General features: G+C 71.0%; 14 protein-coding genes and 1 pseudogene. 13 read left to right on the top strand and 2 right to left on the bottom strand.

Annotated features, from left to right (window positions below; translation table 11 throughout):
- The first annotated feature begins 78 nt into the window (after positions 1 to 78).
- From hrcA to OG966_RS13550, 4 genes are all read left to right on the top strand, one after another.
- Positions 79 to 1,101, top strand: a complete 1,023-nt coding sequence (gene hrcA / locus OG966_RS13565) for a heat-inducible transcriptional repressor HrcA (RefSeq protein WP_326649848.1) — start codon at positions 79 to 81, stop codon at positions 1,099 to 1,101.
- Positions 1,102 to 2,238, top strand: coding sequence for a molecular chaperone DnaJ (dnaJ, locus tag OG966_RS13560; RefSeq protein WP_326649847.1), 1,137 nt, complete (start codon positions 1,102 to 1,104; stop codon positions 2,236 to 2,238).
- Positions 2,239 to 2,624: 386 nt separating this feature from the next.
- A complete protein-coding gene (locus OG966_RS13555; protein ID WP_326649846.1) occupies positions 2,625 to 3,695 on the top strand; it encodes a nitronate monooxygenase in 1,071 nt (356 codons plus the stop codon).
- Positions 3,695 to 4,438 carry a 16S rRNA (uracil(1498)-N(3))-methyltransferase gene (locus OG966_RS13550; protein WP_326649845.1) on the top strand — a complete coding sequence of 248 codons (744 nt, stop codon included), beginning with the start codon at positions 3,695 to 3,697 and terminating at the stop codon, positions 4,436 to 4,438. The genes OG966_RS13555 and OG966_RS13550 overlap by 1 nt, the downstream gene beginning before the upstream one ends.
- A 17-nt stretch (positions 4,439 to 4,455) precedes the next feature.
- On the opposite strand, the gene OG966_RS13545 is transcribed toward OG966_RS13550, so the two are convergent.
- Positions 4,456 to 4,839 carry a hypothetical protein gene (locus OG966_RS13545; RefSeq protein WP_326649844.1) on the bottom strand — a complete coding sequence of 128 codons (384 nt, stop codon included), beginning with the start codon at positions 4,837 to 4,839 and terminating at the stop codon, positions 4,456 to 4,458.
- Between the two features lie 73 nt (positions 4,840 to 4,912).
- On the opposite strand from OG966_RS13545, the gene OG966_RS13540 reads away from it, so the two are divergent.
- The 5 genes from OG966_RS13540 (at position 4,913) to OG966_RS13520 (ending at position 11,262) form a co-directional block, all read left to right on the top strand.
- Positions 4,913 to 5,455, top strand: a complete 543-nt coding sequence (locus OG966_RS13540; RefSeq protein ID WP_406732075.1) for a hypothetical protein — start codon at positions 4,913 to 4,915, stop codon at positions 5,453 to 5,455.
- A 46-nt stretch (positions 5,456 to 5,501) separates the two neighbouring features.
- The gene (locus tag OG966_RS13535; RefSeq protein WP_326649842.1) at positions 5,502 to 8,717 is read left to right on the top strand and encodes a S41 family peptidase; all 3,216 of its coding nucleotides are present in this window, start codon (positions 5,502 to 5,504) and stop codon (positions 8,715 to 8,717) included.
- Positions 8,718 to 8,947: 230 nt separating this feature from the next.
- The gene (locus tag OG966_RS13530) at positions 8,948 to 9,307 is read left to right on the top strand and encodes a histidine triad nucleotide-binding protein (protein WP_326649841.1); all 360 of its coding nucleotides are present in this window, start codon (positions 8,948 to 8,950) and stop codon (positions 9,305 to 9,307) included.
- 13 nt (positions 9,308 to 9,320) lie between these two features.
- Positions 9,321 to 10,229 carry a ribonuclease Z gene (locus OG966_RS13525; protein ID WP_326649840.1) on the top strand — a complete coding sequence of 303 codons (909 nt, stop codon included), beginning with the start codon at positions 9,321 to 9,323 and terminating at the stop codon, positions 10,227 to 10,229.
- A 25-nt stretch (positions 10,230 to 10,254) separates the two neighbouring features.
- Positions 10,255 to 11,262 carry an adenosine deaminase gene (locus tag OG966_RS13520; RefSeq protein ID WP_326649839.1) on the top strand — a complete coding sequence of 336 codons (1,008 nt, stop codon included), beginning with the start codon at positions 10,255 to 10,257 and terminating at the stop codon, positions 11,260 to 11,262.
- A gap of 164 nt (positions 11,263 to 11,426) precedes the next feature.
- On the opposite strand, the pseudogene OG966_RS13515 reads toward OG966_RS13520, so the two are convergent.
- Positions 11,427 to 11,513 (bottom strand): annotated as a pseudogene (locus OG966_RS13515) (IclR family transcriptional regulator); the annotation flags it as partial.
- A gap of 178 nt (positions 11,514 to 11,691) precedes the next feature.
- Here OG966_RS13515 and OG966_RS13510 point away from each other — a divergent pair.
- The 4 genes from OG966_RS13510 to OG966_RS13495 all read left to right on the top strand — a co-directional run bounded on the left by OG966_RS13510 (position 11,692) and on the right by OG966_RS13495 (position 15,667).
- On the top strand, positions 11,692 to 11,814 hold the full coding sequence (locus OG966_RS13510; protein WP_326649838.1) for a hypothetical protein: 123 nt from the start codon (positions 11,692 to 11,694) through the stop codon (positions 11,812 to 11,814).
- Positions 11,811 to 13,115 (top strand): glucarate dehydratase family protein, encoded by a 1,305-nt coding sequence (locus tag OG966_RS13505; RefSeq protein WP_326649837.1) that lies wholly within the window; start codon positions 11,811 to 11,813, stop codon positions 13,113 to 13,115. The genes OG966_RS13510 and OG966_RS13505 overlap by 4 nt, the downstream gene beginning before the upstream one ends.
- 176 nt (positions 13,116 to 13,291) lie before the next feature.
- Positions 13,292 to 14,395: a carbohydrate kinase family protein gene (locus tag OG966_RS13500; RefSeq protein ID WP_442806696.1), complete on the top strand. Its 1,104-nt coding sequence runs from the start codon at positions 13,292 to 13,294 to the stop codon at positions 14,393 to 14,395.
- A 210-nt stretch (positions 14,396 to 14,605) separates the two neighbouring features.
- Complete coding sequence (locus OG966_RS13495; protein WP_326649836.1) at positions 14,606 to 15,667, top strand: PhoH family protein; 1,062 nt, start codon at positions 14,606 to 14,608, stop codon at positions 15,665 to 15,667.
- The last annotated feature ends 9 nt before the right edge of the window (positions 15,668 to 15,676 follow it).

Here is a 15,676-nt window from a genome sequence, read left to right as displayed (position 1 = left end):
GCTCGGGGGAGTGCTGGCACTCGAACGTATCGAGTGCCAGGCAGTACCACCAAGGAACCACGGCTGGAGGTGTGCGCGATGCTCAGCGAACGCAGACTCGAAGTGCTGCGCGCCATCGTCCAGGACTATGTCGGCACAGAGGAGCCCGTCGGCTCCAAGGCTCTCACCGAACGGCACAGGCTCGGTGTCTCCCCGGCTACTGTCCGTAACGACATGGCGGTGCTGGAAGAGGAAGGGTTCATCGCCCAGCCGCACACCAGCGCCGGCCGCATTCCGACGGACAAGGGCTACCGGCTCTTCGTCGACAAGCTGGCGGGCGTCAAGCCCCTGTCGTCGCCCGAGCGGCGCGCCATCCAGAACTTCCTGGACGGAGCCGTCGACCTGGACGACGTCGTGGGCCGTACGGTACGGCTGCTGGCGCAGCTGACCCGGCAGGTCGCCGTCGTCCAGTACCCCTCGCTGACCCGGTCCACGGTCCGGCATGTGGAACTCCTCTCCCTCGCGCCGGCCCGGCTGATGCTCGTGCTCATCACGGACACCGGACGGGTCGAGCAGCGCATGATCGACTGCCCCGCGCCGTTCGGCGAGACCGCGCTGGCGGACCTGCGGGCCCGGCTCAACAGCCGGGTCGTCGGGCGCCGCTTCGCGGATGTGCCGCAGCTGGTGCAGGAGCTGCCCGAGTCCTTCGAGCCGGAGGACCGCGGCACCGTCTCCACGGTGCTGGCGACCCTGCTCGAGACTCTGGTCGAGGAGACCGAGGAGCGGCTGGTGATCGGCGGCACCGCCAATCTCACCCGTTTCGGGCACGACTTCCCGCTGACCATCCGGCCGGTGCTGGAAGCGCTCGAGGAGCATGTGGTGCTCCTCAAGCTGCTCGGCGAGGCCAATGACTCGGGCATGGGCATGACCGTACGTATCGGTCATGAGAACGCCCACGAGGGCCTCAACTCCACTTCCGTGGTCGCGGTCGGCTACGGTTCGGGCGACGAGGCAGTTGCCAAACTCGGCGTGGTCGGACCGACCCGCATGGACTACCCCGGAACGATGGGAGCGGTACGCGCAGTGGCACGTTACGTCGGACAGATCCTGGCGGAGTCGTAAGTGGCCACGGACTACTACGCCGTACTCGGCGTACGCCGCGACGCATCGCAGGACGAGATCAAGAAGGCCTTCCGCCGGCTTGCGCGCGAACTCCACCCGGATGTGAATCCGGACCCGAAGACGCAGGAGCGCTTCAAGGAGATCAACGCCGCGTACGAGGTGTTGTCGGACCCGCAGAAGAAGCAGGTCTACGACCTCGGCGGAGACCCGTTGTCCCAGGCGGGCGGCGGAGGCGCGGGCGGATTCGGGGCCGGTGGCTTCGGCAACTTCTCCGACATCATGGACGCGTTCTTCGGTACGGCGTCGCAGCGGGGGCCCAGGTCGCGTACGCGACGGGGCCAGGATGCGATGATCCGGCTGGAGATCGATCTCAACGAAGCGGCCTTCGGCACGACCAAGGACATCCAGGTCGACACGGCTGTCGTCTGTACGACGTGCTCCGGTGAGGGCGCGGCGCCGGGGACCTCGGCGCAGACCTGCGACATGTGCCGCGGACGCGGTGAGGTCTCGCAGGTGACGCGGTCCTTCCTGGGTCAGGTCATGACCTCGCGGCCGTGCCCGCAGTGCCAGGGCTTCGGCACGGTCGTGCCGACGCCGTGCCCGGAGTGCGCCGGCGACGGCCGCATCCGCTCGCGCCGGACGCTGACCGTGAAGATCCCGGCGGGCGTCGACAACGGCACCCGCATCCAGCTCGCGGGCGAGGGCGAGGTCGGCCCGGGCGGCGGCCCGGCGGGTGACCTGTACGTCGAGATCCACGAGCTGCCGCACGCGGTCTTCCAGCGGCGCGGTGACGATCTGCACTGCACGGTGACGATCCCCATGACGGCGGCGGCGCTGGGCACGAAGTGCCCGCTGGAGACGCTCGACGGCATCGAGGAGATCGACATCCGCCCGGGCACACAGTCCGGCCAGTCGATCCCGCTGCACGGGCGTGGCATCACGCATCTGCGGGGCGGCGGCCGGGGCGACCTGATCGTGCACGTCGAGGTGATGACGCCGTCGAAGCTGGACGCGGACCAGGAACGGCTGCTGCGGGATCTGGCGAAGCTGCGCGGCGAGGAGCGGCCGACGGGGCAGTTCCAGCCGGGGCAGCAGGGATTGTTCTCCCGCCTGAAGGACGCGTTCAACGGGCGGTAGCCGTTGGGGCGGGAGTGCGGGTTGCCCGTTTCCGGAGTCTGCCCCGGCTCCCGCGCCTCGATCGTCGGCGAGGCTGGTGTCGGGGCTCCGCCCCGGACTCCGCGCCTCGATCGTCGGCCGGGCGGAACCTTCCGCCCGGCGGGGCTGAACCTTCCGGCCGGTGGGCTGGATTTCCGCCCGGCGGGCGGAATCTCAACCCGTCCGGCGATTGAGGACACGCCCGGGGGGGCGTACAAGGGTCCGGGGGCTCGCCCCCACACCACGCGGCGGGGCCGCAGATCGACACAGCGGGAAGGCGCGGGCAGGGGAATGGCCCGCCCCCGCACCCCCGCCGGCCGCGGAACACCCGATTCGGCCGCGCGCGGCCAACATGGCACCATGCCTGCATGTCCTCCGCACTGACCGATCTCTGCCGGTATCCGATCGTGCAGGCCCCCATGGCGGGCGGCGCCTCCTGTCCGCAGCTCGCCGCCTCCGTCTCCGATGCCGGCGGGCTCGGCTTCCTCGCCGCCGGATACAAGACCGCGGACGGCATGTACCAGGAGGTCAAACAGATCCGCGGGCTCACCGGTCAGCCCTTCGGCGTCAATCTCTTCATGCCGCAGCCCACCACCGCCGACCCCGCCGCCGTCGATGTCTACCGGCAGCAGCTCGCCGGTGAGGCCGCCTGGTACGAGACACCTCTCGGCGACCCCGACAGCGGACGGGACGACGGGTACGAGGCCAAGCTCGCCATCCTCCTCGACGACCCCGTGCCGGTGGTCTCCTTCACCTTCGGCTGCCCGACCCGCGATGTGCTCGACTCCTTCGCGAAGGCCGGGACCTTCACCGTGGTCACCGTCACCACGCCCGAGGAGGCGCAGGCCGCGCAGTGGGCCGGTGCCGACGCCGTGTGTGTACAGGGCATCGAGGCCGGCGGCCACCAGGGCACGCACCGGGACGACCCCGCCGCCGACGGCTCGGGGATCGGGCTGCTCTCGCTCATCGGGCTGGTCCGCGAGACCGTGCAGCTGCCGGTCATCGCCGCCGGCGGACTGATGCGCGGCGGCCAGATCGCCGCCGTGCTCGCGGCAGGTGCGAGCGCCGCGCAGCTCGGGACCGCGTTCCTGGTCTGTCCCGAGTCCGGCGCCAATGTGCTGCACAAGCAGGCCATGACCAATCCGTTGTTCGTCCGCACCGAACTCACCCGTGCCTTCTCCGGGCGGCCCGCCCGTGGCCTCGTCAACCGCTTCATGCGGGAGCACGGTCCGTACGCCCCCGCCGCCTATCCCCAGGTGCACCATCTGACGAGCGGCCTGCGCAAGGCCGCCGCCAAGGCGGGAGACCCGCAGGGCATGGCCCTCTGGGCCGGACAGGGCCACCGGATGGCGCGCGAACTGCCCGCCGGTCAGCTCGTCGATGTGCTCGCCGCCGAACTCGACTCCGCACGGGCCGCGCTGGCGCTGGGCGGTGCGTGATGACCGCCCCCGTATTCGTCGTCGACTCGCTGGACGGCGTGGGTCCTGGTGCGGTCCTCACGCTGGACGGGCCCGAGGGACGGCACGCCGTCTCCGTACGCAGGCTGCAGTCCGGTGAGGGCATCGTGCTCACCGACGGGCGAGGACGCGGCGCGGCCGGTGTCGTCCTGCGGACGGAGGGCAAGGACCGGCTGATCGTCGAGCCGTTCGAGTTCCCGACGGAGCCCGAACCCACGCCTCGTATCACCGTCGTCCAGGCCCTGCCCAAGGGCGACCGCGGCGAACTCGCGGTAGAGACCATGACGGAGACCGGTGTGGACGCCGTGGTGCCGTGGGCCGCCGCCCGCTGCATCACGCAGTGGCGGGGAGAGCGGGGCGGCAAGGCCCTCGCCAAGTGGCGGGCCACGGCGCGCGAGGCGGGCAAGCAGTCGCGCAGGCTGCGCTTCCCGGAGATCGCGGACGCCGCAACGACCAAGCAGGTTGCCTCACTTCTGGCCGAAGCCGACTTCGCGGCGGTGCTGCACGAGGAGGGCGCCGAGCCGCTGGCCACCGCGGAACTGCCCGCGGATGGCTCGATCGTGCTGGTCGTCGGGCCCGAAGGGGGCGTGTCGCCGGAGGAGTTGGCGGCATTTGCCGAGGCGGGCGCGAAGCCGTACCGGCTCGGGCGCAGCGTGCTGCGCACGTCGACGGCGGGCACGGCGGCCACTGCGCTGCTGCTGGGCCGCACCGGCCGCTGGTCCTGAAGCGGCCCTTTCACGTCCTAGCCCTTCTCGTTCGCCACCACCGCGTCGAACAGCGGCCAGCCGTCGACCTCGGTCGTCCCGGCCGCGGTGGGCAGCAGCCCGCGCACTGTCGCCTCGTCGAGGAGCCGCCGCGCCGACCCCGGCTCGTAGAGGTTCAGCCAGTTCTGCTCGGTGTCGCCCACCGAGCCCGATTCCCAGTAGCCGTCGGCGACGACCCGGCCCGGGCCCGCCCGGAAGGCGAGCTCCAGGCGCGCCGTCGTGCCCTCGCGCCGCAGTGAGAGCGTGGTGCGGCAGTCCGGGCAACGCCCGTCGGTGCGCGCGTGCTTGTGACGGACCGACCACATGTAGACGGTGTTCTCGTCGACGACGAGCCGGCGCGTCCGGATCAGCTTCCTGGCCATTCCATGACCGTACGGGGTAAAGGTGGCCGCAACCACTCTTTTCCTTCAGGGCACTCGGTGACACTCTGCCCTCATGCGGGGCTTGAGACGAATACGACACCGGCGCATCCTTGCCGCAATCGGCGTTGTTGGTACGGCAGTTGTGTGTGTTGCGGCCTGTGAACCGGCGTCGGGCGGCGGGCTGAGTTCCGTCGCCGTCGCAGTCACCACCGACAAGACCGGCACCAGCACCCTCGAGCGACTGGGCTTCGACGTACGGTGGCTCAGCTGTACGGCGACAATGGGCGGCGGCCCGAAGACGGCCGGCACGGCGTCCGCCTCGCCCTCCGCCCGTAGCGTGGCAACCGTCGACTGCCAGGGCGAGACCAATACCGGCCAGGGCATCACGCTCAAGGGCAAGGTCACGGAGGAGCGCTCGGGAAAGTGCGTACGCGGCGATCTCATCGCCAAGGTCGACGGCAAGGTCGTCTTCGAGGCCAGCGTCCTCGGCAACTGCGCAGGCACGCCGACCCGCACGCCCACTCGCACCCCCGAGACCCACCGCCCGGGCGACCCGCCGGGGCCTACCGTCACCGTCACGGTCACCGTGACCGCGACACCCGACCCGGCCAAGTGATCGGAAAGCCGTGACCGGGCGGCGGCAGGCTGCCTAGGGTGACGGTGTGACGCACCCTGCCTACCTCCGGTATCCGCATGTCCACGGCGAGTTGATCGCCTTCACCGCAGAGGACGACGTCTGGGTCGCGCCGCTCGACGGCGGCCGGGCGTGGCGCGTCAGCGCCGACAACGTGCCGGTGGACCATCCAAGGATCTCGCCCGACGGCACGCACATAGCCTGGTCCTCACGCCGTGACGGCGCACCCGAGGTGCATCTCGCGCCCGTCGACGGCGGTCCTACGGACCGGCTGACGCACTGGGGCAGCGGGAAGACGTCCGTACGCGGCTGGACGCCGGACGGCGAGGTCCTGGCGATCAGTACGTACGGCCAGGCCTCGCTGCGCCGCAGCTGGGCGCGGGCCGTGCCGCTCGACGGCGGGCCCGCCACCGTGCTGCCGTACGGGCCGGTCGGTGATGTGGCGTTCGGTCCCCATACGCTGCTGCTCTCGGCCACCATGGGGCGGGAGGCCGCCGCCTGGAAGCGCTACCGGGGCGGTACCGCGGGCAAGTTGTGGATCGACCGGGCGGGCGACGGGGAATTCGTACGCCTCCACGAGGAGCTCGACGGGAATGTCGAGTATCCGCTGTGGGTGGGGGAGCGCGTCGCCTTCCTCTGCGACCACGAAGGCGTCGGTGCCGTCTATTCGTCTCTGCCGGACGGTTCGGACCTGCGCCGCCACACCGGGATCGACGGTTACTACGCCCGCCATGCCGCCACCGACGGCACTCGGGTGGTGTACGCCGCCGCCGGTGAACTGTGGATCCTCGACGACCTCGAGAGCGACGGGCCCCGCCGGCTCGACATCCGCCTCGGCGGCCAGCGCACCGATCTGCGGCCGCGCCCCGTCAAGGCCGACCGCCATCTCGGCACCGCGGCCCCCGATCACACCGGACGCGGCAGCGCGGTGGAAATCCGCGGCGGTGTCCACTGGGTCACCCACCGCGAAGGCCCCGCGCGGGCGCTTGCCGTGGAGGCCGGCGTACGAGCCAGACTGCCGCGCACCTTCCGGGTCGACGGTGAGGAGCATGTGGTCTGGGTGACGGACGCCGAGGGTGACGACGCCCTCGAGTTCGCACCGGCCGTCGGCCCGGCGCCCGGGGCGACGCCGCGCAGGCTGGGCGCGGGCCGGCTCGGCCGCGTACTGAGTCTCGCCGTCGCACCCGACGGCAGCCGTGCCGCGGTCGCCTCGCACGACGGCCGGGTACTGCTCGTCGAGCGGGAGAGCGGCGAGGTCCGCGATGTCGACCGCAGCGAGCACGGCGACGCCACCGGCCTGGTCTTCTCGCCCGACTCGGGCTGGCTCGCCTGGTCGCATCCAGGACCGTCCCCGCTGCGGCAGCTCAAGCTCGCCAACACCGCGGATCTGTCCGTTTCCGAGGCGACCCCGCTGCGCTTCCGCGACTTCCAGCCCGCGTTCACGCTCGACGGCAAGCACCTCGCTTTCCTCTCCGAGCGCGCCTTCGACCCGGTCTACGACACGCATGTCTTCGATCTGGCCTTCGTCGGCGGCTGCCGCCCGCATCTGATCACGCTGGCCGCCACGACCCCGTCGCCGTTCGGGCCGCAGCGCCACGGCCGGGCCTTCGAGGCCGACAAGGACGACCGTGGCAGGGACCAGCGGCAGGACGGTGAGGAGAGCGGCGCCCCCGTCACCCGTATCGATCTCGACGGACTCGCCGACCGGATCGTGCCCTTCCCCGTCGAGGCGGGCCGATACTCCACGCTGCGTGCCGCCAAGGACGGACTGCTGTGGCTGAGTCATCCGATGCGTGGTGTCCTGGGCGCCACCAGGGCCACACCCGAAGACCCTGGGCCGAAGACCGCTCTGGAACGGTACGACCTGGTCCAGCAGCGCATCGAGGAACTCGTCCCGGACGCCACGAGCTTCGACGTCAGCGGTGACGGCAAGCGGGTGCTGCTGTACGCGGACGGCAAGCTGAGGGTCGTACCGAGCGACCGCAGGCCCTCGCGCGACGAGGACAGCGACACCAATATCACCGTCGATCTCGCCCGCGTACGCAGCAGTGTCGATCCGGCCGCGGAATGGCGGCAGATGTACGACGAGGCCGGGCGGCTGATGCGCGACAACTTCTGGCGCGCGGACCTCGGCGGTGTCGACTGGGACGGCGTACTGGAGCGGTACCGTCCGGTCCTCTCCCGGCTCGCCACCCACGACGATCTGATGGACCTGCTCTGGGAGGTGCAAGGCGAACTGGGCACTTCGCACGCCTATGTCACGCCCCGGGTCGGCTATGGCAGTGCCTCGGCGCGGCAGGGGCTGCTGGGTGCCGACATCTCCCGTTCCGCGGACGGTAGTTGGCGCGTCGACCGGGTCCTGCCGTCCGAGACCTCCGACCCGCAGGCCCACTCACCGCTCGCCGCGCCCGGCGTCGCGGTGCGGGCCGGGGACGCGATTCTCGCGGTCGACGGAAGGCCGGTGGACGAGGTGACCGGGCCGGGGCCGCTGCTGGTCGGCGCCGCGGGCAAGGCCGTCGAGCTCACCATCTCCCCGGCGGGCGGCGGCGATCCGCGGCACGCGGTGGTCGTCCCGCTCGCGGACGAGGAGCCGCTGCGGTACCACGCCTGGGTCGCCGACCGGCGCGCGTACGTCCATGAGCGGTCCGGGGGCCGGCTGGGCTATCTGCATGTGCCGGACATGCAGGCGCCGGGCTGGGCCCAGATCCACCGCGATCTGCGGGTCGAGGTCGCGAAGGAGGGCCTCGTGGTGGACGTCCGGGAGAACCGGGGCGGCCACACGTCGCAGCTCGTGGTGGAGAAGCTGGCGCGGCGCATCGTGGGCTGGGACCTGCCGCGCGGCATGCAGCCGCTGAGCTACCCGCAGGACGCGCCGCGCGGACCTGTGGTGGCGGTGGCGAACGAGTTCTCGGGCTCGGACGGCGACATCGTCAACGCGGCGATCAAGGCGCTGGGCATCGGCCCCGTCGTGGGCACGCGGACCTGGGGCGGCGTGGTCGGCATCGACAGCCGGTACTCCCTGGTCGACGGCACGCTCGTCACTCAGCCGAAGTACGCCTTCTGGCTGGAGGGTTACGAGTGGGGCGTGGAGAACCACGGCGTGGACCCGGACGTGGAGGTCGTCATGACGCCGCAGGACCACGCGGCGGGCCGTGACCCGCAGCTGGACGAGGCGGTACGGATGGCGCTGGCGGTGCTGTCGGAGAACCCGGCGAAGTCGGCGCCGAGCCTGCCGCAGGCGTAGAGCCGGCGGTGGCACTTCGGCGGTCGCGCCGGTGCGCGACCGCCGGTTCGCCCCGTCGTCGGCGCGGGCTGTCGTGCGTGCCGGCCGTCGTCATGCCGGCTGTCGTCCGTGCCGGCTGTCGTCGGCGCGGACGCAAGGGCGCCCGGCACACCTGACCCGCCACGGCGGGCTTGTCCGACGCGGGCTATACGATGCCGTGGGTACCGACCACACGCGAGGAGGACCCGGTCATGGCGGGAGAACCGCAGGCTGACTGCCTGTTCTGCAAGATTGTCGCGGGGGAGGTGCCGGCCACCGTCGTGCGGGAGACGGAGACCGTCGTCGCCTTTCGCGACATCAACCCCCAGGCCCCGACGCACATCCTGGTCATCCCCAAGGCGCACTACCGCGACGCCGCCACCCTCTCCGCCGCGGCCCCACAGCTCGCCGCCGATGTGCTGCGTGAGGCGGGTGTGGTCGCCGGTGAGGAGAAGATCGACGGGGCCGGATACCGCGTCGTCTTCAACACCGGCTCGGGCGCGGGCCAGACCGTCTTCCACGCGCACGCGCATCTGCTGGGCGGCCGCGGCCTCGAGTGGCCTCCCGGGTAGCGGGTAAACCGACTTGTCCGTACGTGAATTGGTGGTGCTCGGCACCGCCAGCCAGGTCCCCACCCGGCACCGCAACCACAACGGCTATCTGCTGCGCTGGGACGGCGAGGGCATCCTCTTCGACCCCGGCGAGGGCACCCAGCGCCAGATGCTGCGCGCCGGTGTCGCCGCGCACGACATCAACCGGATCTGTATCACCCACTTCCACGGCGACCACTCGCTCGGGCTCGCCGGAGTGATCCAGCGGATCAACCTCGACCGGGTGCCGCACCGGGTCAGCGCGCACTACCCGGCCAGTGGACAGCGCTTCTTCGAACGGCTGCGGTACGCCACGGCCTACCGCGAGACGGTGGCGCTGGAGCAGGAGCCCGTGGGCGGCGACGGTGCCGTACTGGCCACGACCGAGGCGTACACCCTCGACGCCCACCGGCTATCGCATCCCGTCGAGTCGTACGGCTACCGGATCACTGAGCCCGACGGCCGCCGGATGCTGCCCGAGAAGCTGGCCGCGCACGGCATCAAGGGCCCGGGCGTCGGCCGGCTGCAACGTGAGGGTGTGCTCGACGGCGTCACCCTCGACGACGTGAGCGAGGTCCGCAGGGGCCAGCGCTTCGCCTTCGTCATGGACACCAGGCTCTGTGACGGCGTGCACGCGCTCGCCGAGGGCTGCGACATGCTCGTCATCGAGTCCACCTTTCTTGACGAGGACGAGCAACTTGCCTCGGACCACGGGCACTTGACTGCCGGTCAGGCGGCCAGCGTGGCGCGCGACGCTGGCGTGCGGCACCTCGTGCTGACACATTTCTCGCAGCGCTACAGCGACCCGTACGAGTTCGAGCGCCAGGCCAGAGCCGTCGGTTACGAGGGTGAGCTGACGGTTGCCCAGGACCTGTGGCGGATCCCCGTGCCCAAACGGAGCTGAGCACGAATCGGCCTAAGATGGGGCAATGCCCCTCCCCAAAGCCGAACTGCACCTGCACATCGAAGGCACCCTCGAGCCCGAGCTCGCCTTCGCGCTCGCCGCGCGCAACGGCGTCGTACTGCCGTACAAGGACACCGAAGAGCTGCGCCGCGCCTACCTCTTCCAGGACCTGCAGTCCTTCCTCGATCTGTACTACGAGCTGATGGCCGTACTGCACACCGAGGACGACTTCGCCGAACTCGCCGACGCGTATCTGGCGCGGGTCGCCGGGCAGGGCGTGCGCCACGCGGAGATCTTCTTCGACCCGCAGGCGCACACCGCCCGTGGTGTCCCGATCGGCACGGTGATCGACGGGCTGGCCCGGGCGCTCGACGGCAGCCAGCAGCGACACGGCATCTCCACCCGGCTGATCATGTGCTTCCTGCGGGACGAGTCCGCCGAGTCGGCGATGGCGACGCTCGACGCCGCGAAGCCGCATCTGCACCGGATCGCGGCGGTGGGTCTGGACTCGGCGGAGGCCGGGCATCCGCCGTCGAAGTTCCGCGAGGTGTACGCGGCGGCGGACGCGCTCGGGCTGCGCAAGGTGGCGCATGCGGGCGAGGAGGGCCCGCCAGAGTACATCAGAGAGGCCTTGGACGTGCTGGGAGTCGAGCGCATCGACCACGGGCTGCGCTGCATGGAGGATCCGGAGCTGGTCGACCGGCTCGTACGGGAGCGGGTTCCGCTGACGCTCTGCCCGCTGTCGAACGTACGGCTGCGGGCCGTCGACGTCCTTGAGGAGCACCCGCTGGCACGGATGATGGAGGCGGGGCTGCTGTGCACCGTCAACTCCGACGACCCCGCGTACTTCGGCGGCTATGTCGGCGACACCTTCCACGCGGTGCACGAGGCGCTGGGGCTCACCGAGGACCAGCTGCGTGAGCTGGCCCGCAATTCGTTCCTGGCGTCCTTCCTGGACGACGACGAGGCGCGGCGGGCGCGGCTGATCGCCGAGGTCGAGGCGTACGACTTCGCCGCCGGACGCCCCGACTAGCGCGGGCCGGGTCACCCGGGGACCGCGCCCCCGGTACCGAAGGCCTTTCGGGCGGGTCTTCGATCGCCGGAGGGGGTGAGTATTCAGCCCCTCCGGCGATTCGGCGCCGCCGGCTCGATCTTCGTGCGGACCGCCCTCATCACCGCCACGATCCGCCGCTCGTGCTCGCGGAGCCGGGCGGGGCGGTCGCCGCGCTCCGCGAGCGCTTCGAGCAGGTCGACGGTGCGACCCGCCGACTTCACCTCGCGCACACCGCCGGACCGCGGCGCCGGTTCTGCTCCCGGCTCCGGACTCGATCCCGGCTCCGGCTCCGGCTGCGAATCCGTCTCCGACATGCGCCGTTCGTATTCCGCGCGCCCATTGACGATCCCTGTTCGCGTATCTAATCTCCATTCTCATTCATGTACGACATCTACATAGAGAGACAGCATGGCGCAGGGCACGGAAGTGGAAGGCCGCGCGGAGGAGGACGCCGAACCCGGCCCCGACGACCTCGCGGCCCTCGAAGCACTGCCGGCATACGGACCCGACCTGGTAGGAGCCACCGCATGAACGCGCGCAGCGACCTGACGATCACCGATGTGCGGCTCACTCCGATCCTCGTCGCCGACCCGCCGCTGCTCAACACACAGGGGGTGCATCAGCCGTACACCCCGCGCCTGATCGTCGAGGTGGTCACGGCAGGCGGCGTCACCGGCGTCGGCGAGACCTACGGCGACTCCAAGTACCTCGCCCTGGCAACGCCGTTGGCGGAAGTGCTTCCCGGCTGCCAGGTCGGCGATGTGAACGGGCTGCATCAGCTCGCGGTCCTGGTCTGCGGCGACTCGCCGGAGGCCACCGGCGCGGACGCCGTCGACGCAGGCGGTCTTCGCGGTGTGCAGACCGCCGACAAGCTGCGGCTCTCCATCGTCTCCGCCTTCGAGGTCGCCTGCCTCGACGCCCTCGGCAAGGCCCTCCGTCTGCCCGTGCACGCACTGCTCGGCGGCAAGGTGCGCGACGCCGTCGACTACAGCGCGTACCTGTTCTACCGATGGTCCGAACACCCCCGCGGGGCCGGGGAGTTTGACGACTGGGGCGCGGCCGTGGACCCGGCGGGGATCGTCGCGCAGGCCCGGCGCTTCGCCCGCGACCACGGCTTCGCCTCCTTCAAGCTCAAGGGCGGCGTCTTCGCGCCCGGCGAGGAGATCGCGGCGGTCCGCGCGCTGGCGGAGGCGTTCCCCGGGCAGCCGCTGCGGCTCGACCCCAACGGCGCCTGGTCCGTGGAGACGTCGCTGCAGGTCGCCGAGGAGCTCGCAGACGTACTGGAGTACCTGGAGGACCCGGCGAGCACGACGGCCCGGATGGCCGAGGTCGCGGCCGGCACCGATGTTCCGCTCGCGACGAACATGTGCGTGACGACCTTCGCCGAGATCCCGGAGGCCTTCGCGCGCGGCGCCGTTCAGGTCGTCCTCTGCGACCACCACTACTGGGGCGGGCTGCGCAACACCCGGGAACTGGCCGCGATCTGCCGGACGTACGGGGTCGGCCTGTCCATGCACTCCAACACCCACCTCGGTATCAGCCTCGCCGCGATGACCCAGGTCGCCGCGGTCGTTCCCAACCTGGACTACGCCTGCGACAGCCACTACCCGTGGCAGACCGAGGACGTCATCACCAAGCGCCTCGAGTTCAAGAACGGCCGCCTCGCCGTATCCGACCTGCCCGGCCTCGGTGTCGAACTGGACCGCGAGCGGCTGGCACTCCTGCACCGGCGCTGGCTCGACGACGACGGCACGATGCGCGAACGCGACGACGCCGCGGCGATGCGGGTGGCCGAGCCCGGCTGGGCCGCGCCGCCCGTCCCCCGTTGGTAGCAAATCCTCCGGGAAGCGGAGACGTACATCCGGAGTCGCACACGCGGCCCGTACGGCGATCGAGGGCAGAATCGGGAAGGGCGGGCCGGGGCAGCTTCCTCCGTCCCGGCCCCCACCCGTCCCCGCCCCGATCAGGCAGACTGGCTTGATCTGCACCACGTACCGGGAGCGGCACGGTGACCATTGGACACGGAGAACATCCGCACCACGCTGCCCCCTGCCTGGACCCGCTCGCGGCGCTCCGGAGACCGGCCGATCCGGCCTGCGACGTCTACCTCACCGGCAGCGTCTTCCTCGACATCATCTTCACCGGCCTCGACTCCGCACCCGTCCGCGGCACCGAGTCGTGGGCCCGTGGCATGGGCTCAAGCCCAGGCGGTGTCGCCAATATGGCGACCGCCCTGGCCCGGCTCGGGCTGCGTACCTCCCTCGCCGCCGCGTTCGGGGACGACCACTACGGCGAGTACTGCTGGGACGCCCTCGAGCACGGCGAGGGCATCGACCTCTCGCTCTCCCGTACCGTGCCCGGCTGGCACTCGCCCGTCACCGTCTCCATGGCGTACGAGGACGAGCGCACGATGGTCTCCCACGGGCACGAGGCCCCGCCGCCCGCGCCCGAGTGCCCGCCGCCCGCCAGGGCCGCCATCGCCTCTCTCACACCCGGTCGCGACGAGTGGATCGCCCAGGCCGCGCGCGAGGGCACCCGCGTCTTCGCCGACGTGGGCTGGGACGAGAGCGGCCGCTGGGACCCGGACGACCTCGCCGACCTGGAGCACTGCGAGGCCTTCCTGCCCAATGCCGAGGAGGCGATGCGGTACACCCGCACCGACTGCCCCCGCGCCGCCGCCCAGGCCCTGACCGAGCGGGTTCCGCTCGCCGTCGTCACTCTCGGCGCGGAGGGCGCGTACGCCGTGGACGGCGCGACCGGCGAGAGCGCCCAGGTCCCCGCCATCGCCGTGGAGGCGCTCGACCCGACCGGTGCCGGCGACGTATTCGTGGCCGGTTTTGTCACCGGTACGCTCGCGGGCTGGCCGCTCGCCGACCGTCTCGCCTTCGCCGGGCTGACCGCCGCCCTGTCGGTGCAGGAGTTCGGCGGCTCGCTCTCCGCCCCGGGCTGGTCCGAGATCGCCGCGTGGTGGCAGTACGTCCAGGGCTGTGACGACCAGGACCCGACGGCCCTGCGCCGGTACGCGTTCCTGGAGGCGCTGCTGCCCGCGCCCACCCGGCCCTGGCCGCTGCGCCGGGCCGTACCGACGATCGGTTTCGGCCGCTCCGTCTGAAGCTCCGCCCCAGGCCTCCGCCTGAAGGTCCGGCCCCACGCCTCCGCCGGAAGCTCCAGCCCGGAGTCTCCGCCGGAAGCTGACCTTCCGCAACGCCTCCGGAAAAGCCCTCGGCCTTGTCAGTGTCAAGTCGTACGCTTGGTGTTCCAGAGGTTGTCGAGCAGCGAGAACCCTGCAACGGGAGGTATGTGCAGGCCACAGAGCCGGCCCATGACTCAGACACCTAACGCCCAGACCCGCCCCCCACGCCCCGGGGGCGTAGGGGGACCCGCAGCGCCCGGGGAGGCGCGAGCCCACTTCACCGTCCCCGCCAAGCATCCGATGGTGACGGTCCTGGGCTCGGGTGACGCCCTGCTTCGCGTGATCGAGAAGGCCTTCCCGGCGGCCGATATCCATGTCCGGGGCAACCAGGTGAGCGCGGTCGGTGACGCCGTGGAAGTCGCCCTGATCCAGCGCTTGTTCGACGAGATGATGCTGGTGCTCCGCACCGGGCAGCCGATGACGGAGGACGCAGTGGAACGCTCGATCGCCATGCTCAGGGCAGTCGAAGACGGCAACGGCGAGGTCGAGACCCCGGCCGAGGTGCTCACCCAGAACATCCTCTCCAGCCGCGGCCGGACCATCCGCCCCAAGACCCTCAACCAGAAGCGGTACGTCGACGCGATCGACAAGCACACGGTTGTGTTCGGCATCGGCCCCGCCGGTACCGGCAAGACGTATCTCGCCATGGCCAAGGCGGTCCAGGCCCTGCAGTCCAAGCAGGTCAACCGCATCATCCTGACGCGTCCCGCGGTGGAGGCCGGGGAGCGTCTCGGCTTCCTGCCCGGCACGCTCTACGAGAAGATCGACCCGTATCTGCGGCCGCTGTACGACGCGCTGCACGACATGCTCGACCCCGACTCGATCCCGCGGCTGATGGCGGCGGGCACGATCGAGGTCGCGCCGCTGGCGTACATGCGCGGCCGTACGCTCAACGACGCGTTCATCATCCTCGACGAGGCGCAGAACACCAGCGCCGAGCAGATGAAGATGTTCCTGACCCGGCTCGGCTTCGATTCGAAGATCGTCATCACCGGTGACGTCACCCAGGTCGACCTGCCGAACGGCACCAAGAGCGGACTGCGCCAGGTCCAGCACATCCTGGACGGTGTCGAGGACGTCCACTTCTCCCGGCTCACCAGCCAGGATGTCGTACGGCACAAGCTCGTCGGCCGTATCGTCGACGCGTACGAGAAGTACGACGGCCAAAACGGGCACCCGAACGGGAAGTAGTAACAGCGC

The organism is Streptomyces sp. NBC_01750, assembly GCF_035918095.1.
Lineage (GTDB): Bacteria > Actinomycetota > Actinomycetes > Streptomycetales > Streptomycetaceae > Streptomyces.
The sequence above is the reverse complement of the archived record's forward strand: the minus strand, read 5'-3'. Positions and strand labels throughout refer to the sequence as shown.